This is a genomic window from Parvimonas oralis, assembly GCF_047608425.1.
In the GTDB taxonomy this organism is placed as follows: Bacteria; Bacillota; Clostridia; order Tissierellales; family Peptoniphilaceae; genus Parvimonas.
In genome coordinates, this window is record NZ_JBLKRS010000001.1 from 613,149 (window position 1) to 638,108 (window position 24,960).

Here is a 24,960-nt window from a genome sequence, read left to right on the forward strand (position 1 = left end):
TACTTACTATTAATTATTACATAATCTATCAATTACTTTTTCAATAGCTTTAGATGCAGTATGTTGATTTATTAAACCTTCTTTAGCATACGAAAAAATTGAAATGATATCATTGTTCCACAATATAAAGACAATAGCTGAGTTTTTGTTAGCAACACCCGCAGGAACTTTAATCACATAATAATATTTTTTATAATTCTCCTCTAAAATTTTTCCTAATCCTATTAATTTATCTCTCAAATTAAGAAATGAAAGATTATTTACAATTAAACTTATTTCAATAATCTTATTTTCTCTAATTTTTATGTAATCATTAATCTTTGTAATTATCTCTGATTTTTCCATAAAAACTCCTATTCAATATTTATATTATCTATTCTTTCAAAATTATCTGCAATACTCTCTAAGACTTCCCTCAAACAAATAGCTATTTGTTCTTCATTTAAAGATACACATTTTCTATTCTTAGTTTCATTTTTTATAATTTCTGTCAATATTTTCTTTGCAAACTTATTCCTATCATCACTTTCAAACATATCTTTTAGAAGTTTATCATTTAATTTTTCACAAAGCTTATCAACCGACTTTTCAGCTTCTTTTTGATTCAACAAATAATCTTGTGCTAAATTTTCAAACTCAGTTTGCAATATATTTACCATTTCATTTGCATCATCTTCAATAAAATTACTAAGAACAGCATTTGAAACCTTGCTTACAGCACCTCCTGCAGTAACAGAGCCTACTAATCCGCCAATTACAGTTCCAACTCCTGGTAGAACAGTAGAACCTACTGCTGAACCAACGAGCCATCCTCCTATGCTTCCTGTAACTGTAGTAGATGTATTAGTTAAATTTTTAAATAATTGTTTTCTTGATATTCTACCTCTAAATACATTTGCAATATCAAATGATGAAAGTAGAACAACTGTCACTCCTGCAGTTATAGCATTGCCACGTAACAGTTTTGATGCGCTTTTCATTGCAGCTGCTCCATATATATTACTACCATTTCTGAATGCATTTATTAGAGCTACTGATGCTTTAGGTCCCATAATAGAAATAATCATTTCTGAACTCCCTACCAATGCACTATTTAATCCAGCTTTAGCTAGTTGACTTGCAATTATAGTTGTAACAAATACTGTTCCTCCAACCTTTAATCCTGAATATGTTGCTAATTTTAAAGATTTATCAAAGTCTTCTCCATTCCATAAATTAGTAGCTAAAGTAATTAATGCTGTTACTCCGATTGATGAAGATGCAATTACTACACCATTTACTGCATCATATGTTAAAGATTCAACAGTTCCTGCTTTTGCAATATTTTTTGCTTGTTCATAAGTAAAATGACCTTTCCTAATAATATTTTTTGCTTCACTTTGATTATTAATATTTGGAACTTTTCCTTCACGTATTTTTTCTGCCATAGCTTGTACTGCCACATCAAATTTATCTGATGGAACCTCTATCTGCATTGGTTTTCCATCAACAATATATCTATACATACCATCTTTACCAAAACATTCATTAATGCAAGCTTTGCCAGTCTTACAATACTTTGACTGAATCATTACTCCATCAATAATACGATCGGCTCCATTTTTGATATTATCATCGCCAACAATTTTTGTATCTTTTCCTAACAATTTATCATATAAAGAATTTGCTCTTTCAGCTGCAAATCCATGTCCCTGCTTTGCATGAAATTTTTCTTCATCATATAATTTATTTACTTGACCATAAATTCCTGTTGATATACCTCCTGATGTTGCTCCAAAAATATCTACTTTATCTAATTTAATACTTTTAAAACTTGAATCTTCATATTTATTATTATATCTGATAATTTCATTTAGAAACTCACATAAAGGAGTCTTATTTATGAGATTATCATTCAATATTATTTCTGTTCCATCAAATAAATTAATTTTTATCTTATTTAAGTTATCTTTTTCAGAAGTATTAATTATTTCTACAGATTTAATATCATCATACCATATCTTATTCTTTTTAAATACTTGACTAAAATAAATTTTTGTATCAGTAAAAATATATCCTCGTTTACCATTTCCTATTAGACTAGTATCATAAAAACCAATAATAGTATTTTTATCTAATCCTTTAGCAAATTTATTTATTGCATTTCCAATATTCTTAAAAGGTAAATCATCCTTTAAATAATATTTATAATTTGTATTCATTTTAAATAAATATTTTCTCATTATTTCATTTTTTCCATCATTTTTATTCATATTTACCTCTCCTAGTAAAAATATATACATTTTTACAAACCTTAACCTTATATAATACAAATTTTAATTTTTTCTAAATTTATTTTTAGCTTGATAAATTTTCCTTTTACATATTGACTAATCATTATTAATAATTCTATTCATTTTGTTCTTCATTTTATTGCCTCTAATAATAATGCATGCACAAATGTTAACAATATAAGATTCTACTAATTCTTTAGAATTTAATTCGGAAAATTTACCATCATCACAAACTTTTAACGTAACTAAATCTATGATTTTATTATTTTTAATTATACAGTCATCAAAATAGTTTTCATTATACAACAATTCATTATAGTATTTTCCAAAATTGTTGTAATACTCTTTATATTTACTATCATTTATATTAAAACAAGAATCATAAAGATATTTATCAAATCTTTCCCATTGTTGACCTCCAATATAACTTCTATGATAAGAATGAAGAGAATTTGCTGATAATTTTCCTCTACCTTTTTTAGGTACTGGAATAAAATTACCAATTGTATAACATAATCTAGCTAATATTTTTAGATAATCTTTTTTAACACCTATTCTTTCAAATTCATCTAAAAGTTTTTCTTTAGGAAAACTAAATATAACATCTCCACTAACCTTCCCCCAATCTTTTGATGTCCATTCGGCAGTATAATAATTATATTTTGTTTTTCTACTAATCTTTATAGATAACACGTTTTTCCAACAATTCTTATATATTTGAATTAATTCATCTGGAGTATAGTTAGTAGAAAATCCCAATGAGCCGTCTACATCATATTTAAGTGTTTTAACAACATTTATTGGATTTATATTTGCATCTAAACTGTCCAAATAACAGGCTGGAATAAATGAAAATCTTTCACAAATATATTTATAAGCCTCTTCAGTATATTCTTTAATATTATTAGATAAACTAACTATATTATTAGTTTTCCATTTGTTATTCACTTATCATAGCACTTCCTCTCAATTTCAAAAATCTTTATTTTAAATACATTTCTCAATCTCAACTACCACTTCACAATGTGCTGTTTTACTAAACATATCACATAGTTTTACTTTCTTTAATTCAAATCCACCTTCTATAAAAAGTTTTAAATCCCTAGTAAGTGTCGCTCCGTTACAACTTACATATACAACTTTTCTAATATTACTTTTGATAATAGTATCTACAACCTTTTTATCAAGTCCTTTTCGTGGAGGATCTACGGAAATTATATCTATATTATTGTTTTTTAGTATTTCTTCAATTTTTTCTTCACTTTTGCCATATAAAAACTCAACATTTTTAACATCATTTAGTTTTAAATTTTCTTTAGCGTCTTTTACTGCATCTTTTACAACTTCTACACCGATTACCTTTTTAAAATTTTCTGAAAAATATATACTTGTTGTTCCTATTCCAGAATATAAATCCAATAAATTTTTATCTTTGTTTTCTCCTAAAAAATCTTTGGCTATTTTATATAAATTTTCAGTTTGAAATCTATTTACTTGGAAAAAGCTCTTTGGGGAAATATTAAATTCATATTTTCCTATTTTATCAGTAAAATTTTTCTTTAAGAATATTAATTTACTTTCTTGTCCCATAATTATACTTGCTTTTTTAGGGTTTATATTTATATATCCACTTACTAATTTTTCATATTCATTTAAACTTTTTACAAAATTTTGAGCTTCTACTATATTTTCTTTTACAACAACTGTAATCATAATTTCAGAATTGTAATTTGACCTTATGCTGATATTTTTTAAAATTCCATCATCAGTATTTACATCATAGGACTTAACCTTAAATTCTTTTAATTTTTCTTGTAAAAACGGAAGAAATTTATTTATACTATCATAACTTAATGGACAATTTTCAAGTTTTATTTTACTTTCCCCATTATCAACACAGTAACAAAGTTCAAAATTTTCATTTATCTTTAATTCAATTTTATTTCTATAATTTAAGTTATTTTTATTCTCTAAAATTTCAACATCTTCTAATTCTATGCCTGTATTTTTTCTAAGGCTGTCTAAAAACATCTTTTTCTTTAATTCGAGTTCTTTTTCATATTTTAAATTTATAAAATGATAGATATCTGTTAGTTTTTCATCGTATAGATTTTCTCTGTATTCACTATATTTCAAATATTTTTTTACATATCCGTTAGAAAAATTTTTCTTTTTTTGAGTTATTTCAACATTGACAATATCTCCTACAAGTCCACCTTTTACAAAAACTATTCCCTCTTCACTTTTTGCAACTCCAAGTCCCTCATTGGTATTGTCAATTATTTCTAAATTTTTTAATTCCATTATTTTCCTCTTTGTCTTGTAATTTCATATAATCCAAGTTTTGTAAATCCATGAAAATTCCAAATCTTATTATCAAAAATTTGTATTTCCTTAATTTTTTCTTCCAAAATTTCTTTTTCTTTTGTTTTCATATTTATAAAATCTACTATAATTATTCCAGAAATATCTCTAAAAGAAATCTGTCTTATGATTTCTTCAATTGATATTAAATTTACAGATAATGCATTTTTACTTTTATTTATTTCATTTGTTTTTTTCATTGAATTTACATCTATTACTGTAAGTGCTTCCGTTTCCTCTATAACTATATTTATATCCTCAACTTCAACTGTTTTTTTATTTAATCCCTCAAGATATACTCCGATATTATAATCATATTTTGGAGAATATTCTTCATCATACATCAATTCATTTTTCAAAAATTTATTATTTTTAAAACTTTTATAAAGTTCTTTATCATTTAATACACAGGAATATTTTTCATTTTCAAATAAAAAATCCTCTAAAAAATTCTCCTTTTTGTAGATTAATTTCGGAACTGGTAAATTATTTAAAATATCTACTATTTCTTGCATTTTTTCTACATTTTTTCTTATATCATTCAATAAAGTGTCTTCATCACAATCGACACTTTTTGTTCTCAACTTTACTGAAAAATTTGATTTTATATTTTTTATCTTCTCCAAATTAAAATTATGTTCTTTTAATTTTTTTGAAATCAAAATATCTTCTCTGTTTTTGTAAGATATAACTGAAAACATTGAAGAAATTGAGAAATTCATCGAAACATTAGGTGCTTTTTCTCCCGCATTTATTTTGTAAATCTCAACAAATATTACATCTCCAACTTTTACTTCGCCAATGGTATCTTTAAAGTCTAAAAATCCATTTTTTCCATTTTTAAGTTCTACAAAAAAGCATTGTAATGCATCAACTTTTTTTACAACTCTTACTCTGTAAATATCTCCAATTTCAAAATCACTAAATGCTTTTACAAAATAGGAGTTTAATTTTGAATTTAAAACTTTTCCATATTCAATTTTTTCTTCATCTTTGTATATAAATAAATAATCTTTCAAAACTTTCTCCTATTCAACATATTCAAAATTATTCTTTTTATATAGAATTTTTTTCAACAACCCACAAAAATATACACAAAAAATATAATTAAGCTGTGCAAGATTATAATTATACTCTAAAATTAAATTTCTGTCTTCTCTTATATTTTTCTCTTCACTTAATATCTTCAATTTTTTAAAAATCTTATTAAATTGATAATAATAAAAACTTTGATGTATCACTAAAATAGAAATACTAATTAAAAACATAATATTAAAAAATAATTTAATCATAAAAACTCCATAAAAAAAGAACTTGGTTTATCCAAGTTCTATTTTACCATAAATCTAATTATAAGTTAACTACTTTCTACATATAACCCATTCCAGGATTCATTCCGCCAGGCATTTGTCCCATTGGTTCATCTTTAGTTACATCAGCAACAGCAGCTTCTGTTGTTAAAACCATTGATGCAACACTTGATGCATTTTGGAGTGCTGATCTAGTAACTTTTGTAGGATCAACAATTCCATTTTCAAGCATATTTACATATTTTTCACTTAAAGCATCAAAACCAATTCCAACTTCAGCATTCTTAACATTTTCAACGATAACTGAACCTTCTAAACCTGCATTGATTGCAATTTGTCTAACCGGTTCTTCAAGTGCTTTAACAATTATATTAACACCTGTTCTTTCGTCTCCATTAGTTCCTTCAAGAAGTGCTTTAACTTTTGGAATTACATTTAATAATACAGTTCCACCGCCAGGAACAATACCTTCTTCTACTGCTGCTCTTGTAGCTGCAAGTGCATCTTCTATTCTTAACTTTCTTTCTTTAAGTTCTGTTTCAGTAGCTGCACCAACTTGAATTACTGCAACTCCTCCAGCAAGTTTAGCAAGTCTTTCTTGTAATTTATCTCTATCATATTCAGAATCACTTATTTCTATTTGATTTCTAATTAAAGCAACTCTTTCTTCAATAGCTGATTGTTCTCCAGCACCATTTACGATAACAGTAAGTTCTTTTCCAACAGTTACTCTTCTTGCTTTACCTAACATTTCAATAGAAGTTTCTTTTAATTCATATCCTAAATCTTCTGAAATAACTGTACCACCTGTTAAAATTGCAATATCTTGTAGCATATCTTTTCTTCTATCTCCAAATGCAGGTGCTTTTACAGCTACACAGTTAAATGTTCCTCTTAATTTATTAACAACAAGAGTTGCCATTGCTTCGCCTTCTACATCGTCAGCAATAATTAAAAGTGGTTTTCCTTGTTGAACAATTTGTTCTAATACAGGTAAAACTTCTTGAATATTAGTAATCTTTTTATCAGTAATTAAAATATATGGATCTTCAAGTTCAGCTTCCATTTTTTCAGTATTAGTTACCATATAAGGAGAAACATATCCTCTATCAAATTGCATACCTTCAACAACTTCTAAAGTTGTTCCCATACTTCTAGATTCTTCAACAGTGATAACACCGTCTTTTCCAACTTTTTCCATTGCATCAGAAATTAATTTTCCAACTTCTTCATCAGCTGCAGAAATTGATGCTACTTGAGCAATACTTTCTTTTGTTTCAACAGGTTTTGAAAATTCTTTAATTCCTTCAACAGCCTTATCAACTGCTTTTTTAATTCCCTTTTGAATAATCATTGGATTTGCTCCTGCTGCAACATTCTTTAAACCTTCTCTAATAATTGCTTGAGCTAATAGTGTTGCTGTAGTTGTACCATCACCTGCAACATCATTAGTCTTAGTTGCAACTTCTTTAACAAGTTGAGCTCCCATATTTTCATAAGGATCTTCCAATTCAATTTCTCTTGCAATAGTAACACCGTCATTTGTAATAAGTGGTGAACCGAATTTTTTATCTAAAACTACATTTCTTCCCTTTGGTCCAAGAGTAACTTTAACTGTATTTGAAAGTTTATTAATACCAGATTCCATTCCTTTTCTTGCGTCTTCATTAAATTTAATTTCTTTAGCCATTTAAAAACCTCCTAATCTTCAACAACTGCTAAAACATCAGCAATTTTTACAACAATATATTCTTTTTTATCAAGTTTAACTTCAGTTCCTGCATATTTTGAGAAAATTATTTTATCTCCAACTTTAATTAAATCTTTTTTATCTTCATCCTTTAAAATTTCATCACCAATTGCTAAAACTTTTGCTACACTTGGTGCTTCTTTAGCAGAAGTAGGAAGTACTATTCCAGAACTTGTCTTTTCTTCTACCTCAACCATTTCTATAACTAATTTATCTCCTATTGGTTTTAATTTCATAATATCCCTCCTATTAAAGTTATTAGCAGTCTATTAACTTGAGTGCTAATTGATTACAAATATATTATACCACATAAAACATAATTTATAAACATATTTAGAAAAAAGTTTTTTAAAATATTTTATTATCTGATTTTATTTTTTTCTTTAATAACTAATTCAATAATTTTCCTCGCAATCTATGATAATTTTGATAACAACATCTAAAGAAATATCATCAATTTATTCACATATAATATTTAATATAACAGAAATCTTAACCCAATTAGTGTGAGATCTCCAGTACAATTATATCTAAAGATATAATTGTTCCGTCAGACCTACTATTGTTTACAAGTAAACAAAGTTAGGACTAGATTAGCTTCGGTCGAGATGACGTATTGTTGGATTTTCATTTCAAAGAAAAGTGACGTGAAATATTTTTTACATTCTAACTTGTAAACTATAAGTAACTTTTAGTATCAAAAAATCACTCAATTAGATTTTACTCTATTTGAGTGATTTTAAATTTAGAAGATTAATTAAATTGTAATATTATTTCTTCTCATTTTCCTTTTCTTCTGATTTTTTTTGATTTTCAGTTTTTGATTTTTCTTCTACTTTCTTTTCTTCAACTTTTTTATCTAAATTATTAAGCTCTTTATTTTCTACAATATCTTTATTTGAATCTTCCTTTATATTATTTTTTTCTTCTGATTTTAGAGATTTACCCTTATTTGAGTTTTTATCATCTTTATTTTCATCAGCTTTTTTATCCTCAAAATTAGGAATGTAATTATTATCTTCTTCATCTTCATCATCTGAAACAGCTTTTTTTGGTGCTTCAGGTAATTTCTTTTTATATCTAATCTCTCCATTTACTTTTTCAAAATCAGCTAAACTAAATGTTAATGTCTCATCATTTATATAAACATAAGCAATATCTCCAATAATATTTACATCTGTTTCATCTTCAAGATTATAAACTTTCATAAGATATTTCACTACTTCTTGTCTATCAACAGTTATTTTAGACTCAATTTCTGCATTTGGATTTTCAATTATATATTTTAGAGCAGATACTATTTCTTTTGCAGTACAATCTCCATATTGACCTGCTTTAGCATTTTGAATAATTTGCTTTATAGTTATTGCATGATAGTGATTCCCATGTAACCAATAAAAAATTCCTTTAGTTTCCCCGTTTGAGCCGTAAACAGCTAATGTTGTATTTAAATCTCCATAATGTCTCATTGCTCTAAGATTACTGTCAAGATATGGAATTACTTTATCTTTTATTTCCGCTTTTACACTTTCATAAGTAAATAATTCATTTTCATCTACACCAATATCAGAATGGTCACTTCCTTCTTTGATATATTCTGCATCAGGATAATGACTTCTTGGGTTTTCGTGAACAACTCCAACTTCCTTATCTCCAATATATAAATGCCAATGATCTCCATGATCTACAATTTTTGTTACACCTTTCGGCCATTCAAATGGTTTTTTATTTTCATCTCCGTGATTACCTTGATATTCTCCAAATTCAGCTTCAGGATAAAGTGATTTTGGATTAGTATATGTGATTCCTTCATTCCCCTTTGAATCATAAATATGATAATGGTCTCCGTGTTTTAAAATCTTTACTATATCATATCTATCAACAGGATTTTTTCCCAAAACATTTACTATGTTTAGATTCTTTCTAGCTTCAAATAATTTTTCACTAGCACTTGGAACATTTGGTTTTTCATTTTCTGTATTATCTTGGGAATCTGAATGATTTCCTTTATATTCTCCAACTTCTGCATTTGGATATTTTGAAGTAGGATCAGTATAACTAATATACTCTTTACCACTTTCAGTATAAATATGCCAATGATCTCCATGTCTTAAAATTTTTACAACTCTATCTTTTTTCTCTTCAATAATATTTGCATGTGAATAGTTATTTGAATTTCCTCTATTCCTACTAGAACTATGTGAGCCTACATAAGTTCCAACAGTAATATTAGGAAACATACTAGATGGATTTTCATAAGTTAAATATTCTTTTCCATCTGCTGTATAAACATGCCAATGGTCCCCGTGTTTTAAAATTGATGTTACATTTAATCCTCTCAACTTACTCTTTGAAACAACACTAACAAGAGAAAGTGAATTTCCATCACCTAATTTTGAAGGATCTGTATAAGTAATATGTTCTTTACCGTCTTTAGTAAAAACATGCCAATGGTCTCCGTGCTTATATGACCTAACTATATCTTCTTTTTTTATTTCCGCATCAATTAAAACTTCTGTAGTTTCATCTTTTTTATAATTCGTTTCTTTTTCTACAAATTCAAATTTTTTAGTAGAACTTTTTTCCTTTTCTTCCTGTTTTTTTGAACAGCTTGTAAGTAAAATTGCACTACAAACTAAAATCAAATTCATTTTATAAATTTTATTCTTTAAATTTTTACTCATAATTTCTCCCTATTCACTAAAAGATTTAACTAAAGCATTTAAATTTAATTCCATTAATTTTAAATATCCCATTTCAATTTCTTCATCTGTCAAATTTTCCATTGTATATAAAGTATCTGTTTTTGTATTAGTATTTTTAGCAAGAGTTTCTGCTACTTTTGGAGTTGCTTTTCCTTCAAAGAAAATTGTATTTATTTTATATTTCTTAACAAAGTCTGCAATTTTTTGAAGTTGCTTTGCTGATGGTTCATCTTCCGGTGATATACCTGTTACTGCAACTTGCTTTAATCCATAATCATTTGCTAAATAGTTGAAAGCAGCGTGACTTACAACAAAATATTTTTGTTTACTTGTAACTTTTGAAAGCTCTGTTTCAAATTTTTTGTCTAAAGCTCTAAATTCATCTTGTGCTTTTTTTAGATTTTCCTTGTAATAAGCTTCATTTTCAGGATCTATAGAAGAAACTTTTTTATAAATAGTATCAAGTTGAATAATTGCATTTTTTACGCTAAGCCAAGTATGTGGATTTATTTTATCATGTCCATGGCTATCTTCTTTTTCATCGCCATGATTATGTTCTTCTTCCAATCCATCGCCACTTTCAAGCAAAGTCAATCCTTGTGATAGATTTAAAAACTTGTTTTTATCTTTAACAGTATCTTCAATAGCAGAAATAAAAGACTCCATATTCGCACCATTATAGATAATCAAATCTGCTTTTATTATTTCCTGCATATCTCCCGCTTTAAGTTCAAAGGAATGTGGTTCTTGATTTCCTTTTATTATTGTTTTAACTTCCATTTTATCCCCGACAATTCTCTTTGTAAGATCAGTTACAGGGAAAAAAGTAGTATAAATAACTTTTTTGTTTCCTTTTTGTTCAGTGGTTTTTTGTTCTTTAGTTTTTTCGTCTTTATTGGATGAACAAGCAACTAAAAACATACAACTAATCATAATAATTGAAATAATTTTTTTAAATTTTGTATTCATAAAAATCCCCTTTATTTTTTAATGCAAATAATTCTTATTTGTGTTAATATTATACTACTTATTTTTTATTTTTTCAATAGTTAAAATCAAAATTTTTACAAAAAAAAATACTACTTAATTGAAAAATCAATTAAGTAGTTTTTAAATTTTATAAATCGTCTAAATCATCATCTATTACACTTGATTTTGAATAAGCTGAAGGTTTTGCTTCAAAGAAATCTGTCTTTATTACATTTGGATCAGAATATTCACTAACCCACTTCATACTTTCAGGTTCTTCATCATAACCATCATAAAGTTTTCCAAAATTTAAAGCTGTACTTCTTAAATTCCCAAGATATTTTATATAATCTTCAACCATTTGCATTGTAAGACCGGGAATATTTTCTCCCAACACGTATTTTCCCCAAGCTATTTCTTGTTCTACACCTGTTTTAATCATATCTTTATATACAGCAACTTTTTCTTCTGTAAATAATTCAGGTTCTTCGTTTTGTAATTCTAAAAGCATTTTTTTGAATAACCAAAGATGAGTATTTTCATCTCTATTTATATATCTAATTTCTTGTACTGAACCAGGCATTTTTCCATTTCTTCCTAAGTTATAGAAGAACATAAATCCTGAATAGAAGTAAACCCCCTCAAGAATATAATTTGCAACCATTGTCTTTACTAAACTGTATGGATCTTTATTTTCTTGGAACTCATTATATAAATCTCCAATGAATTTATTTCTTGCAAGAAGATGTTCATCATCTCTCCATTGATATAAGATATTTGTTCTTTCTTCAGGAGAACATATACTATCTAACATATATCCATAACTTTGTGAATGGATAGCTTCTTGATAAGCTTGGATAGTAAGACAAAGGTTGATTTCATTTGCTGTTATATACTCTCCAATATATGGAAGATTTGCAGTTTGAATACTGTCTAAAAATATTAGAAAACTTAAAACTTTATCAAAAGCAGTTTTTTCATATTCATCCAATATTTTATAATCTTTTAAATCTTGGAATAAATTGATTTCTTCCGGAATCCAGAAATTATTCATGGCATTACGGTACCATTCAGTAGTCCAAGTATATTTCACATTGTTAAAATCATTTAAATTTGTTGTATTTCCATTTATCATTTTTCTTTTTGATAATTCAATATCTCCATTTTCATTAAATAGAGCTTTTTTATTTAATTCCATAATATCTCCTTCCTATGCAGAACAGCTATCGCATTCTTCAATATCTAAACTCTTACTTCTTATATAATAAATACTCTTTAAACCAACTTCACAAGATAAAATCAAAAGATTTAAAATTTGACTCATCTTATAGTCTGTTGTGATATAAAGATTTAAACTTTGTCCTTGATCAATATGTCTTTGTCTAACTCCACCAGCTTTTATAGACCAAGTTTGATCCACTTCGTGTGCATTTTCATAAAGCCAAAATGTTTCAGGAGTTAAATCAGGAGCAACTCTCGGAATAATTGAACCTTTTTTCTCTTCAAGGAAATATCTCATCATAACAGGATCTACACCCGCTGTAGTTCCTGCAATAATTGAAGTTGAACCTGTTGGAGCTACTGCTAAAAGATAAGCATTTCTAAGTCCGTTTTTAGCAACTTTTTCTTTAAGTTCAATCCATTCTTTAGAATTATATTCTCTTTTTTCAAAATATTTTCCATTTTGCCATTCTGAACCTTCAAAATATTTATAACTTCCTTTTTCTTCAGCAATCTTTGAACTTTCTTTAATAGCAAAATAATTTATTTTTTCATAAACTTTATCCATAAATTCTAAATGTTCTTCTGTTTGCCACATAATTTTATTTTTTACAAGAGCATGATGATACCCACTTGTTCCAAGCCCAATTGCTCTGTATTTTGCATTAGTTATTTTTGCAAAAGGCGTTGGGTAGTAGTTTAAATCAATTACATTATCTAATGCTCTAATCATTGTAGAAACTACAAATTCCATTTCTTCGTCATTTTGTAAATCAATATTTCCAAGAACTAAACTCGCAAGATTACAAACTACAAAATCTCCAGCTTTAACATCAGTTACAACATGATCTTCTCCATCAATTTGTAAAATTTTATCTTCAACATCTAAAATTTCTTTCATATTTTGCATTATTTCAGTACAAAGATTTGAAGAGTAAATCATTCCCTTATGTGAATTTGGATTTGCATTATTTGCATTATCTCTATTAAAAATAAATGGAGTTCCGGTTTCAACTTGACTCTTAAGAATTAATTTAACTAAATCTTTTACAGTTAAAATTCTTTTATCAAGTCTTGGCTCTTTAATACAAAGTCTGTATTTTTCTTCCCACTCTTCTCCATAAAAATCTTCTAAACAAAAGCCCATTACTTCCTTTACTTCGTGCGGACAGAACAAATACCAATTAGAATTGATATTTTCCTTTGCTAAACGCCAGAATAAATTAGGGAAACAAATAGCAGGAAAAACATCGTGAGCTTTCATTCTGTCATCTCCATTATTTGTTCTAAGATTTAAGAACTCCGGAATATCTCTATGCCATACATCTAAATATACAGCACAAGAACCTTGTCTAACTCCTAGTTGATCAACAGCAACAGCTGTGTCATTTGCAAGTTTAATCCATCTGATAACACCACCTGCAACACCCTTAAATCCACGAATATCTGAACCATTGGCACGAACTTTTCCAAAATATAATCCCATTCCGCCACCATGTTTAGAAACTTGAGCAAAATTATCTATACTTCTATAAATTCCTTTTAAAGTATCAGGAACTGTATCTATGAAACAAGAAGAAAGTTGATGGAATGGCTTTCTCGCATTTGACATTGTAGGAGTCGCCACAGTTGCCTTTAAATTACTAAGCACATCATAAACTTTTTTAGCAAAGGAAACTCTATCTTTTTCAGGAATTGCAAGATGCATAGCAATACCCATAAACATTTCCTGCATTGTTTCAATTACTTTTTTATGCGAATCACAAATTAAATATCTCTTATATACTAAATCTAAAGATGAATAAGTAAATAACTCATCTCTACTGTTATCTATATACTTTTCAAGCTCATCAATATCATCATTTGAATAATTTTCTAAAATATACTCCCCATATAAATTAGCTTTTGTTAAAACTTGTATCTTTGATTTAAAATCAACAATATGCCATTCTTTTTCATAATTTGAAATCTCTTTATGAATTTTATAAGCATAAATTCTAGCAGAAATATATTCCCAATTTGGATTTTCCTTTGAAGTTAGTTCTGAAGATGCCTTTATTAAAAGCTCAACTTTTTCGTTCAAAGTTGAACTCGGTTTAACAAAGGATAAGAACTTTCTACATAATCTGTCAAGCTCATAACCCTCTGTTGAAAAATCTTTTTGAATTTTTGCAAGCACTTCAATCAAACTTTCATCTTCAATATATTCTCTAAAAGAATTTAATTCTTTTCTTAGTGAATTTCTCTTTTCTCTATATAAGATATAACTTTTTAAAGTTTCATAATGATTATTTTTAGTTAATGTTTTTTCAACATAATCTTGAATTTCTTCTACAGTTATATTTGAACTTTCATCTTTATCTTTAAGAATAATCTCTAAAACTTCTTCTGCCAATTGTTTTGAAAGTACCTTTTTATCTTCATCACTAACACTAATAAATGCTTTATAAATTGCATTTTCTATTTTAGAAATATCAAATGATACTTCTGATAAATCTCTCTTTATAATCCTCAACAAAATCACCTCCGCAAATTTATACCCATTATAAAACAAAATATATATAGAAATCAAGTTTTATTTTTTACTATATATAGTATGTTTAACGGTATTTATAAAAATATTTTGGTGTATATAAAAATATCACTACAAGTAGTAAAAAATTTTTTAAATTTTTCTTAAACTAAGAATATAATAAAAAAATATGATATAATATTTGTAATGATAAAAATTTTTTATGAAAGGAAAATTATGAGACTTAGAAAAAAATGGTGGGCTGTTCCGGAAATGAAAGAAAATGCCCAAGTAATATTTAATGCAGAGAACTTAAAAGGAAAATGGAATGAAGAATTTAAAAATAACAATCCAATAAATCTTGAACTTGGTTGTGGAAAAGGAAAATTTATAAGTGAAATTGCTGATGTAAACAAAGATATTAATTATTGTATATTGGACTTGGATACAAATGCAATTGTATATGCAACCAGAAAAATTAGAGATTTGGAATTATCAAATGTTCGTGCAATTCCTACAAATATTGAAAAAATTGATGAGTTTTTTAACGAAAATTCTATATCCAGAATTTACATAAATTTCTGTAACCCTTGGCCAAAGAAAAGACATCATAAAAGAAGATTAACCCATCCTAACTTTTTAGCAAAATATAATAAATTACTCATTGAAGAAGGAGAAATCCACTTCAAAACAGATGATGATGATTTGTTCGAAGCAAGTTTGGAATACTTTAACGAAAATGGATTTGAAGTAATACTAATTACATATGACTTAGCAAACTTTGACTATCCACAAAACATAGAAACAGAATACGAAAATAAATTCAAATCATTAGGAATAAAAATAAAATTCTTAATAGCCAAGAAGAAATAATTATAAAAACAAACAAAAAGACAGCAATTCATACAATTGTTGTCTTTTTAATTTATAAACATTCAAATTATAAAGTTTTTAACTTTTCAATTAAATCTTCAAAACTTCCTTTTTCACAATTTACTTTACATTCAGGATAAGTATAAAGATAATCCGTTACTAAATAACAATTCATCCCTGCACTACTCGCAGCAAATATATCTTGTTTTTCATCATTTCCAATCATCAAACAGTCTTTCGGTTCAACATCCAATTTTTCACATAAATCTAAATAATACTTTGGATTTGGCTTTGAAAAAGAACTATTACTATAATGAGTAACATAATCGAAGTCATCAATATCTAGTCCTGTCCATTTCAATCTAACTAATGCATCTATAGGAAAAACCGGATTAGTAGCAAGAACAACTTTTTTTCCATTCTTCTTTGCAAGTTCAACGGCAACTTTTGCCAAACTATTTTCAGTTGAACACTTTTTTAACTTAGTAAAAAACTCATTTGCATAAAACTTTTTCAATACTTCTTTAACATTAGATAAATCAATATTTATATTACTATTAAACTTATCCCAAAAGGCCTCTTCATTAGTTCTCTTTCCATCATTTTTAATTATTTCATGAGTTGCAGTCCAAATAGTTTCAACAAGCTTCTTACTATCAATATTATACTCTGAAAAAACTTTTGACAATTCCGCAAAATAAATATCAACAAATAATTTCTCATCTAAAGGAAGCAAAGTTCCATCCAAATCAAAAAATATAGCTTTCATTTTTCCTCCAAATATATTACTAATTACATCAAAAATTATATAAAAAGTAATATTAATTCAAAATTTAAAGTATTTTAAAGAATAAATATATTATAACCTATTTTTTTACAAATTAGCAAATGAATAAAATAAATATATTAAACATTAAAAATTTTCCCAAAATAATGTATTGTTAATAATTGATTGATATTTTCCTTTTCCTTAACATTAACATTACAGTATGTTTCTATTTAAACATCTTTTTACTACTCGCTTTTATAACTTTCATTTTTATTTACATTACAGTATGTTTCTATTTAAACATGAATAGTTTTGTAAACACTATAAAAACTAGACAATTTACATTACAGTATGTTTCTATTTAAACCAACCTCTTTTTCTTTCATAAAGAAAGATTGTTTTTTATTTACATTACAGTATGTTTCTATTTAAACAAATAATTTCTTATAGTTAAACCTTCTATATTATGAGATTTACATTACAGTATGTTTCTATTTAAACTTTAATCGGCGATACATTTAAAATAACAGCAAGAAAATTTACATTACAGTATGTTTCTATTTAAACATATTCCCAAAGTTTGTATTGTGCAAGTTTATGAAGATTTACATTACAGTATGTTTCTATTTAAACAGCAGCAGAAGTTGACAACGAACTTGAAGTCGAAAATTTACATTACAGTATGTTTCTATTTAAACTTTAAAAACATTGTTTCCTAGATGCAATATTAATTCAATATTTACATTACAGTATGTTTCTATTTAAACTCTATAGATCTTTCTGTTAGAATTGTTCCTAAACTATTTACATTACAGTATGTTTCTATTTAAACTATTATTATCCGTTTTTGTGCTATAATATGTTTTAAATTTACATTACAGTATGTTTCTATTTAAACGTTATTTAAACTTAAATTTATATCATCTTGTGGAAGTGATTTACATTACAGTATGTTTCTATTTAAACATATCTTATAATTGATACTGTTATGACGTATTGTCAATTTACATTACAGTATGTTTCTATTTAAACGACGACGGAACAATGTTTGACGGATATTTCATAGTATTTACATTACATTATGTTTCCATCTATACAAAAAGTTCGGTGTTAATGAAATTTATCAAATATATTTATTTACATTAATGGAATAATTACCGTTAAAATGAATGCTAAAAGAATACTTGCAACACAAAATATAATAAGCTTATTCATTTGACTTTTCGTATTGAATCCAAAGTTGTCATATCCCTTCGCTCCGGCAGTTTCAGGGTAAATCTTTGCAGGCAACTTTAACTTTGTAAGCATAAGATAATCAAAAAATATGATATCAAATAATTTATATCCTTCAGTGATAATGAAAAATCTGATGAATGCACCAAAAAAAGACATATCAGTTTTTACCGTATCAACCATAGCCCATATAAAAACCGCTATTACTCCAACAAATCCGACTATCATAATACATACACCAATTATATTCACCCAAGAAGCTCTGTCCGGTATCTTCTCCATCATTTCCTTTATATCATCAGGTGCACCAAAATGTTTAGAGCCGAACTTCGGAATCACAATAATAAAGTCCATCATCATAAATATAGCTAATAGACACACCAGTCCCAACATAATAAGCGTCTTAATCATCTAAATTATTTCTCCTATAGTTTAATTTTATTCTTACAAAAATATTTTCAGTTTATATGCATATTCTTTCGGATACTCGTGCAAAAATTGTCCGTGTCACATACTTTCAAAAACTTCTGTTGAAATTTTAGGCAGATATCCTTTCAATTTCTTTTCACCCTTAGCTGAAATAGATTCTTCACTTCCACGTCAAAACAAGACCGGGTTAGAAAATTTTCTTAAATTATCTATAGTTTTTTGAATTATGGTAAAAAAATTTTTTCCTATATCCCCTTATCTAATCAATCCTTAAAGTGGAATAATTTAAAAATTCTTTTAGTTTCTTTTTGAACAGTTTATCTTTCAGAAGCACTTCAAGCAATGTCGCAATTTACATTACAGTATGTTTCTATTTAAACTAACTAATGTATTTAAAGAATTATTAAAGAAAGAAATTACATTACATCCTTTTGTAAAATAATGGATTCATAATTTTTCAATTTACATCCAATAATATTTGCGCTTTATATTACTATTATATTTTTTAAAAAACTATCAATAATATTTAATCTTGTTCTAATCATAAAAGTATATCTTTTCTATGATCTTATTGATTCAGTTTAAAACAAACTATTCATTATATACTGCCAAATAATTTAATATATAAGTACAATGATTTTAGCTAAAATTAAAGCCACTAAAAATAAAACAGGAATAAAAATAATTCTCTTTTTAATTACATCTAAAACACTAGGTATATATTCACTATCCTCTATGCCTTTGATTTTTAAATTTTTGCTGTTCTTAGTCCATAAAATATCCATAACCGCTCCATCAAAGATATTCCAAGATTGAAGAAAAATATTTAATTGAATAAATGCCTGTTTAAAATCATTGATTTTATTCCACAATCCAACAATTAGTATCAAACTTCCAAACATTAAAATAATAAATAAAGAATAAAATATAACCTTATTTCTTTTAACTGTTTTATAATCTGTATAACTAAATTCAACAACCTTATCTATAACGGATTTAGGATAAAAATATACAATATTAATCGCATTACCTCTATATGACAAAGCCACTAATAATGTGAATAATAGACAATATAAAACTACTTGTAAAAATAAAATATCCATTTTAATATAGCCCCTCCTATATATGTTAAACTACTTAGTGCAATCAAAAAATATAGTTGCTCCTATAGTACACCCTGCTCTAATTCCAAACTTAATTTATTTAACCTTTAATAAATGACTCTTTTATTTCAGACAACATTTTTAGTTTTTTTTCAAATACTGTTTCATTCATCCCATTTTTAATTGCAATCTCATAATAATCATTGAATTCAGGATGATTATTTTCTTTTACAACTGCTAAAAGTTCTGCAAAATATCCCCAAGCATTATTGAAACTTTTTGTTGAACTATAATCTTCTCTTTTTGGCATCCACTGTAGCTTTACAAAGAATTTATTCAGTATCTTACTCCAAGTCTCTACATCATTATCATAACAAAAAAACTTTATCTCAAACAGACTGCCAAAACGCCTGTCCCAAAATTTTACATTGTCAGGCAAATACCATATATCACGGCATATCAATTCCTTTATTATTCTTTCAAGTATTTCAGCAGGAAAACCACCTACACAATCATAACTTCCAGCAACTGAAGTCTGTGTAGCTTCCTCTTTAAGTTCTTCATAAGCTGTACTGCTATCAAGTAATAATAAAGCAATTTTAGCCCTATGTCCAAATGCTTTTCCCGCACTTAGTATTTTGTACTTATTAAATTCGTTCATAAGACAGACCCCCTAAAACTTTACCATTCCAATGTGTCAAATAATAAATACGAAATAATTTATATAATTAGTTTTGTATATTTTTTTATATTATAGCATAATTGCTAATCAAAATACAGAAATAACTCTATTAGGATTAGCAATATAGTAATGACATTTTCACTACTCACAAACAAGACTTGAATCGCCATCTCAATGTCAAAAATATGACTATCCTACGAAATTACAGTATGTTTCTATTTAAACTCATATCACGCAAACGGGCTAGACTATGTACCACATGAATTTACATTACAGTATGTTTCTATTTAAACAATTCAAACTTTCTAAAAAAGCTCGTTATACGTTTGTATTTACATTACAGTATGTTTCTATTTAAACTGAAATTTAGAAATAAAATTTTAACAATCGCATTAATATTTACATTACAGTATGTTTCTATTTAAACTTAAATCCTTTGACGTTGAAAAACTAAAAAAATTAACATTTACATTACAGTATGTTTCTATTTAAACACAAAGCTCAAGAACTTATGCGAAAAGCGGAATATATTTACATTACAGTATGTTGCTATTTAAACGATAAAATATGCTCAAAAATTTAATAATATGACGATATTTACATTACAGTATGTTTCTATTTAAACTTGTTCAGCTTTCACTATGCGAGTTTATAAAAAAATATTTACATTACAGTATGTTTCTATTTAAACCAAACTTAACCGATGAAAACTTTGCAGGTAACTCTTCATTTACATTACAGTGTGTTTCTATTTAAACAACATCCTTAATATTTTTTAGAGACTTAAGAAGTTTTTATTTACATTACAGTATGTTTCTATTTAAACGATGCTTGATATAGTTGTTACAAAAACTGGAGCCACATTTACATTACAGTATGTTTCTATTTAAACTTTAAGTGAGTATGTATTTTATGTATTTAAAATAATATTTCAATTCCAATAGATTTATATTTAAACTCTTAAATTATTTGCTAACTGTATATATTATATCATATTTGCATTACAGTATGTTTCTATTTAAACGGCGAATGGATTTATAAAGAAACAATAGCACCAGATTTACATTACAGTATGTTTCTATTTAAACTAAACCAGACCCTAAGAAAGAAGTTAACATTGACAATTTACATTACAGTATGTTTCTATTTAAACTAAAAATTTACATATTTTATCTACTTTATCCATTCTATTTACATTACAGTATGTTTCTTTTTAAACTGAAATTGTTGAAGTAGATGAGAAAGCAAAACAATTATTTACATTACAGTATGTTTCTTTTTAAACACGATGAAAACGGGTTAATATATGGAACTACAAAATTTACATTACAGTATGTTTCTATTTAAACAATGGATAAAAAAACAAAGTTATCCATTAACATTTAATTTACATTACAGTATGTTTCTATTTAAACGTATTAATGCTAATTGTAAACATTTTAGCAGGTCTATTTACATTACAGTATGTTTCTATTTAAACGTAAGTATGAAAATTAAGTATGATGTTTTGTGTCATTTACATTACAGTATGTTTCTATTTAAACTTTTTGATAAAGATAAATCGTGTGTATTTATTGATAAATTTGCATTACAGTATGTTTCTATTTAAACAAAGTAAAGAAGATATAGAAAACAATACTTTCTTTAAAATTTACATTACAGTATGTTTCTATTTAAACATACCACACATCACGAAAAAAAACAAGTAAATAGCAAATTTACATTACAGTATGTTTCTATTTAAACGAAATGGTGAATATGTTTTAGTTCAAGACATGATTAATGATTTACATTACAGTATGTTTCTATTTAAACAAAAGCAAAACGCCACAAAAAGAAAGCTCGTGATAAAAATTTACATTACAGTATGTTTCTATTTAAACCTAATAGATTGGAAATCAATTGAAAATGCTTCTTTATTTACATTACAGTATGTTTCTATTTAAACTTGAAAAACAAAACTTGAAGTTACAATAAATAAAAAATTTACATTACAGTATGTTTCTATTTAAACTTGACTCGGAATTAGTAACAGATTTAATTAACAAAGTAAAATTTACATTACAGTATGTTTCTATTTAAACTTTGTTCGGCTCTTTTTCTTTCTTTCTCTAGCTTCATTTACATTACAGTATGTTTCTATTTAAACTTAGTGAGAGAGTAACTCTAAGACCTGATCAGATTTTTAATTTACATTACAGTATGTTTCTATTTAAACAAAAAAGAAAAATAAATCATTAGACACGATGTCTAAATTTACATTACAGTATGTTTCTATTTAAACGAAGATATAGAAGAAAAAGAAAACAATATATTTTTTAGATTTACATTACAGTATGTTTCTATTTAAACATTTAGAGGTTTATCTTCTAAAACCACTGTCAACAAAATTTACATTACAGTATGTTTCTATTTAAACGAAATTTTTCTAAGCCACAAATCATTTACAACTCTATTTACATTACAGTATGTTTCTATTTAAACTTTAGGTTTTGAAGAAGAAGAATATTTGCTTAATACATTTACATTACAGTATGTTTCTATTTAAACAATAATAAAAGAAAAAAGACTTACACCTAAATTATTATTTACATTACAGTATGTTTCTATTTAAACAAGATGTTTAGTTTTCCATTAGACATCGTGTCTAAATTTACATTACAGTATGTTTCTATTTAAACATTAAATAATAGCCTTTATAATTATATAAAATTTCATTTACATTACAGTATGTTTCTATTTAAACAGGTAGTTCTATACATATTGAAAATACTACCATTAATAAGTCAATTCTGTCTATATATAAAATTTTTTTGAAATTTTCCACTAAATTTTTTAATTGAAACAGAATTATTTGAAATTTTAACATTTTTTAATCTGTCGAACCTCCAGTAATTTTTATATACTGAAGGTTGACAAATCATCTTTTTTAATAATTTTATTATTTTTTATAAATATTTTCAATTTCCAATTTTTAGTTTTACAAGTCCATATGGAAGATATTTTTCGCCTCCGATATCACATAAATAAAATCCACTTTTAATATCATCAATATTTATTTCACCATTAAGAGAATTTATTTTCCCTTTAAAGCCCCCTAAAAATAAAATGTATTCATCATCATTTATATTGTTTAATTCAGAATTTATATTATTTATAATCTTCATTAATTCTTTAGATATTTCTAAATTAAATTCATAATTTACATTAGTTTTGTTATCAGTAATCTTTTTTATTACTATTTCTAACTTACTCATATAATTATTTAATTTTTCTTTTGTTTTACTTTTTAGGTCTGTTAAAATGCTCTCAAAAGCTATATTTTCTTTTAAATTAATATAAAAACCATAAGATTTACCATTTTGTAAAGTTTCAATTCCTACATTTTCGAAAAATTTTTCAAATTTAATTTTAGCAGTTTCAGAATCTAAATATTGATATTTAAATAAATTTTCTAATGATATATCTGTTGGATTAATATTTATATCATTAAATAAAAGTGTTCTTTTTATATCATCTTCTTTTATACAGCTTAAAATAGCTCCTTTTAAAGATGAGGCTGGAATATAATATTTAATATTTTCAATATTATTTTCCATTAATAAAGCTCTATTTGTATAGCTATAAAAAGGATATATCATATTAACTTCTTTTGAAATTTCTTTTCCATGATTATAATTTAGAAATGAATAATCTATATCTTTATATAAAGCTCCAGAATCTCTAGGTGATAATATTACTTTTGATATAGTGGTAAGTTTTAAATCTATTTTTTTCATATTATCCCTCCAATGTTTCTAAATATGAATTTCCGAATACGATTGCTTTATCATACATCAAATTATATTCATTAAGAATACACTTGCTCATACAAGTATATTCTGATTTTTCCTTAAGACTCAATACACTTCCTGCATTTAAAAATGAAATAAATGTATTAACTCCATCTGATAATTCAAATGGTTTTCGATGAGATGTAAATAATTCTAAGTATGATTTTTCAATATTAATTTTATCAAGATTAGGAAGTAACATTCCTAAATTTAAAAATTTTTCGTTTTTAGGATATTTTAAGACATCTTTTTGCTTTTTATCTTTCTTTTGCTTACTAAATTCTATATCTTTAATAACATAAGTATTATATCCATAACTAGCCTTATGCCCTAAATGACAATCTATATTTAATAAATTATCTCTGTTATTCAAATAATCAAATAAAATATTTCCTTTTTCAAGTTTTATAAGAAAACTATAATCTGATATAATATTTCCAACATTATCTTGATATTTTACAATTGGGATAGAATATGCAATATTAGGAAATCCTGAAAGTTCTCTAACTTGACTTTCTATTTTAAATTTTTGAATAAAAGTATCTTCTTTTTTTATATAATTATAATTATCTAAATTTATGTTGTCGATATTTGTAGTATTATTTTTAGTTGAGTTTATTAATTTTTTTAAATCTTCCCTTTTTATAAACTCTATATTCTTAATTTTTTCATACAACTTTTTATCATAAATACCAATTTTTAATTTATCTAAAACATAAGATTTCGGCATAGGTCTATAGTCTGTTGGAAATAGATTAGATATCATACATATACATTCATTTCTTTCTACAGATTCAACAAACTCTCCTATTTTCTCTTCTGAATAAAACTCCTTTAATTTTCCCATTAAAAATCCAAATAATTTTTGAGAATCCGGTAATAAGGTAATCTCACCTATTCTTTTTAGTTTAATTTCAAAAATATACATTTTTTG

Annotated in this window: 19 protein-coding genes, 1 pseudogene and 3 CRISPR repeat arrays; of the genes and pseudogenes, 1 reads left to right on the forward strand and 19 read right to left on the reverse strand. The window is 25.9% G+C overall.

What is annotated here, in order from left to right; all coding sequences use genetic code 11:
• Window positions 1-9: 9 nt before the first annotated feature.
• From ACMX2D_RS02970 to ACMX2D_RS03025, 12 genes are all read right to left on the reverse strand, one after another.
• Window positions 10-345, reverse strand: a complete 336-nt coding sequence (locus tag ACMX2D_RS02970; RefSeq protein ID WP_414972641.1) for a hypothetical protein — start codon at window positions 343-345, stop codon at window positions 10-12.
• A gap of 8 nt (window positions 346-353) precedes the next feature.
• The gene (locus ACMX2D_RS02975; protein WP_414972642.1) at window positions 354-2,252 is read right to left on the reverse strand and encodes a hypothetical protein; all 1,899 of its coding nucleotides are present in this window, start codon (window positions 2,250-2,252) and stop codon (window positions 354-356) included.
• 117 nt (window positions 2,253-2,369) lie between these two features.
• Window positions 2,370-3,221 carry a hypothetical protein gene (locus tag ACMX2D_RS02980; RefSeq protein WP_414972643.1) on the reverse strand — a complete coding sequence of 284 codons (852 nt, stop codon included), beginning with the start codon at window positions 3,219-3,221 and terminating at the stop codon, window positions 2,370-2,372.
• A gap of 39 nt (window positions 3,222-3,260) precedes the next feature.
• Window positions 3,261-4,577: a 23S rRNA (uracil(1939)-C(5))-methyltransferase RlmD gene (gene rlmD / locus ACMX2D_RS02985; RefSeq protein ID WP_414972644.1), complete on the reverse strand. Its 1,317-nt coding sequence runs from the start codon at window positions 4,575-4,577 to the stop codon at window positions 3,261-3,263.
• Window positions 4,577-5,656 (reverse strand): ribonuclease E/G, encoded by a 1,080-nt coding sequence (locus ACMX2D_RS02990; protein ID WP_414972645.1) that lies wholly within the window; start codon window positions 5,654-5,656, stop codon window positions 4,577-4,579. The genes rlmD and ACMX2D_RS02990 overlap by 1 nt, the downstream gene beginning before the upstream one ends.
• Window positions 5,657-5,665: 9 nt before the next feature.
• Window positions 5,666-5,929: a hypothetical protein gene (locus tag ACMX2D_RS02995; protein ID WP_414972646.1), complete on the reverse strand. Its 264-nt coding sequence runs from the start codon at window positions 5,927-5,929 to the stop codon at window positions 5,666-5,668.
• Between the two features lie 76 nt (window positions 5,930-6,005).
• Entirely contained in the window at window positions 6,006-7,637 is a 1,632-nt protein-coding gene (gene groL / locus ACMX2D_RS03000; RefSeq protein ID WP_414972647.1) for a chaperonin GroEL, read from the reverse strand.
• 11 nt (window positions 7,638-7,648) lie between these two features.
• Window positions 7,649-7,933 carry a co-chaperone GroES gene (locus tag ACMX2D_RS03005; protein WP_004833192.1) on the reverse strand — a complete coding sequence of 95 codons (285 nt, stop codon included), beginning with the start codon at window positions 7,931-7,933 and terminating at the stop codon, window positions 7,649-7,651.
• 534 nt (window positions 7,934-8,467) lie between these two features.
• The gene (locus ACMX2D_RS03010; protein ID WP_414972648.1) at window positions 8,468-10,381 is read right to left on the reverse strand and encodes a hypothetical protein; all 1,914 of its coding nucleotides are present in this window, start codon (window positions 10,379-10,381) and stop codon (window positions 8,468-8,470) included.
• Window positions 10,382-10,390: 9 nt separating this feature from the next.
• On the reverse strand, window positions 10,391-11,371 hold the full coding sequence (locus ACMX2D_RS03015) for a metal ABC transporter solute-binding protein, Zn/Mn family (protein WP_414972649.1): 981 nt from the start codon (window positions 11,369-11,371) through the stop codon (window positions 10,391-10,393).
• A 148-nt stretch (window positions 11,372-11,519) separates the two neighbouring features.
• Window positions 11,520-12,569 (reverse strand): ribonucleotide-diphosphate reductase subunit beta, encoded by a 1,050-nt coding sequence (locus ACMX2D_RS03020; RefSeq protein ID WP_414972650.1) that lies wholly within the window; start codon window positions 12,567-12,569, stop codon window positions 11,520-11,522.
• A gap of 12 nt (window positions 12,570-12,581) precedes the next feature.
• Window positions 12,582-15,107: a ribonucleoside-diphosphate reductase subunit alpha gene (locus tag ACMX2D_RS03025; protein WP_414972706.1), complete on the reverse strand. Its 2,526-nt coding sequence runs from the start codon at window positions 15,105-15,107 to the stop codon at window positions 12,582-12,584.
• Between the two features lie 234 nt (window positions 15,108-15,341).
• Between ACMX2D_RS03025 and trmB the strand changes: the two genes are divergently transcribed.
• Entirely contained in the window at window positions 15,342-15,977 is a 636-nt protein-coding gene (trmB, locus tag ACMX2D_RS03030; RefSeq protein ID WP_414972651.1) for a tRNA (guanosine(46)-N7)-methyltransferase TrmB, read from the forward strand.
• 67 nt (window positions 15,978-16,044) lie between these two features.
• On the opposite strand, the gene ACMX2D_RS03035 is transcribed toward trmB, so the two are convergent.
• The 7 genes and pseudogenes from ACMX2D_RS03035 to ACMX2D_RS03065 form a co-directional block, all read right to left on the reverse strand.
• The gene (locus tag ACMX2D_RS03035; RefSeq protein ID WP_414972652.1) at window positions 16,045-16,746 is read right to left on the reverse strand and encodes an HAD family hydrolase; all 702 of its coding nucleotides are present in this window, start codon (window positions 16,744-16,746) and stop codon (window positions 16,045-16,047) included.
• Between the two features lie 206 nt (window positions 16,747-16,952).
• A CRISPR array of direct repeats spans window positions 16,953-17,843; the repeat unit is 30 nt; unit sequence ATTTACATTACAGTATGTTTCTATTTAAAC.
• A gap of 40 nt (window positions 17,844-17,883) precedes the next feature.
• The gene (locus ACMX2D_RS03040; protein ID WP_004833183.1) at window positions 17,884-18,390 is read right to left on the reverse strand and encodes a hypothetical protein; all 507 of its coding nucleotides are present in this window, start codon (window positions 18,388-18,390) and stop codon (window positions 17,884-17,886) included.
• A 33-nt stretch (window positions 18,391-18,423) separates the two neighbouring features.
• Window positions 18,424-18,627, reverse strand: a pseudogene (locus ACMX2D_RS03045) (alpha/beta fold hydrolase); the annotation flags it as partial.
• 398 nt (window positions 18,628-19,025) lie between these two features.
• Window positions 19,026-19,511, reverse strand: coding sequence for a hypothetical protein (locus ACMX2D_RS03050; RefSeq protein WP_414970615.1), 486 nt, complete (start codon window positions 19,509-19,511; stop codon window positions 19,026-19,028).
• A gap of 100 nt (window positions 19,512-19,611) precedes the next feature.
• A complete protein-coding gene (locus tag ACMX2D_RS03055) occupies window positions 19,612-20,172 on the reverse strand; it encodes a hypothetical protein (protein ID WP_414972653.1) in 561 nt (186 codons plus the stop codon).
• A 216-nt stretch (window positions 20,173-20,388) separates the two neighbouring features.
• Window positions 20,389-21,086: a CRISPR direct-repeat array (repeat unit 30 nt; unit sequence ATTTACATTACAGTATGTTTCTATTTAAAC).
• 101 nt (window positions 21,087-21,187) lie between these two features.
• A CRISPR array of direct repeats spans window positions 21,188-22,939; the repeat unit is 30 nt; unit sequence ATTTACATTACAGTATGTTTCTATTTAAAC.
• Between the two features lie 214 nt (window positions 22,940-23,153).
• On the reverse strand, window positions 23,154-23,972 hold the full coding sequence (locus ACMX2D_RS03060; RefSeq protein WP_414972654.1) for a hypothetical protein: 819 nt from the start codon (window positions 23,970-23,972) through the stop codon (window positions 23,154-23,156).
• 1 nt (window position 23,973) lies between these two features.
• Window positions 23,974-24,954 (reverse strand): CRISPR-associated protein Csm4, encoded by a 981-nt coding sequence (locus tag ACMX2D_RS03065; RefSeq protein ID WP_414972655.1) that lies wholly within the window; start codon window positions 24,952-24,954, stop codon window positions 23,974-23,976.
• Between the last annotated feature and the right edge of the window lie 6 nt (window positions 24,955-24,960).

Coding starts and splice junctions, on each gene's coding strand:
- ACMX2D_RS02970 (WP_414972641.1), bottom strand. CDS start 345: ATGGAAAAATCAGAGATAATTACAAAGATTAATGATTACATAAAAATT.
- groL (WP_414972647.1), bottom strand. CDS start 7,637: ATGGCTAAAGAAATTAAATTTAATGAAGACGCAAGAAAAGGAATGGAA.
- ACMX2D_RS02975 (WP_414972642.1), bottom strand. CDS start 2,252: ATGAATAAAAATGATGGAAAAAATGAAATAATGAGAAAATATTTATTT.
- ACMX2D_RS03015 (WP_414972649.1), bottom strand. CDS start 11,371: ATGAATACAAAATTTAAAAAAATTATTTCAATTATTATGATTAGTTGT.
- ACMX2D_RS03005 (WP_004833192.1), bottom strand. CDS start 7,933: ATGAAATTAAAACCAATAGGAGATAAATTAGTTATAGAAATGGTTGAG.
- ACMX2D_RS03020 (WP_414972650.1), bottom strand. CDS start 12,569: ATGGAATTAAATAAAAAAGCTCTATTTAATGAAAATGGAGATATTGAA.
- trmB (WP_414972651.1), top strand. CDS start 15,342: ATGAGACTTAGAAAAAAATGGTGGGCTGTTCCGGAAATGAAAGAAAAT.
- ACMX2D_RS03035 (WP_414972652.1), bottom strand. CDS start 16,746: ATGAAAGCTATATTTTTTGATTTGGATGGAACTTTGCTTCCTTTAGAT.
- ACMX2D_RS03050 (WP_414970615.1), bottom strand. CDS start 19,511: ATGGATATTTTATTTTTACAAGTAGTTTTATATTGTCTATTATTCACA.
- ACMX2D_RS02995 (WP_414972646.1), bottom strand. CDS start 5,929: ATGATTAAATTATTTTTTAATATTATGTTTTTAATTAGTATTTCTATT.
- ACMX2D_RS03060 (WP_414972654.1), bottom strand. CDS start 23,972: ATGAAAAAAATAGATTTAAAACTTACCACTATATCAAAAGTAATATTA.
- ACMX2D_RS03065 (WP_414972655.1), bottom strand. CDS start 24,954: ATGTATATTTTTGAAATTAAACTAAAAAGAATAGGTGAGATTACCTTA.
- rlmD (WP_414972644.1), bottom strand. CDS start 4,577: ATGGAATTAAAAAATTTAGAAATAATTGACAATACCAATGAGGGACTT.
- ACMX2D_RS03040 (WP_004833183.1), bottom strand. CDS start 18,390: ATGATTAAGACGCTTATTATGTTGGGACTGGTGTGTCTATTAGCTATA.
- ACMX2D_RS03010 (WP_414972648.1), bottom strand. CDS start 10,381: ATGAGTAAAAATTTAAAGAATAAAATTTATAAAATGAATTTGATTTTA.
- ACMX2D_RS03055 (WP_414972653.1), bottom strand. CDS start 20,172: ATGAACGAATTTAATAAGTACAAAATACTAAGTGCGGGAAAAGCATTT.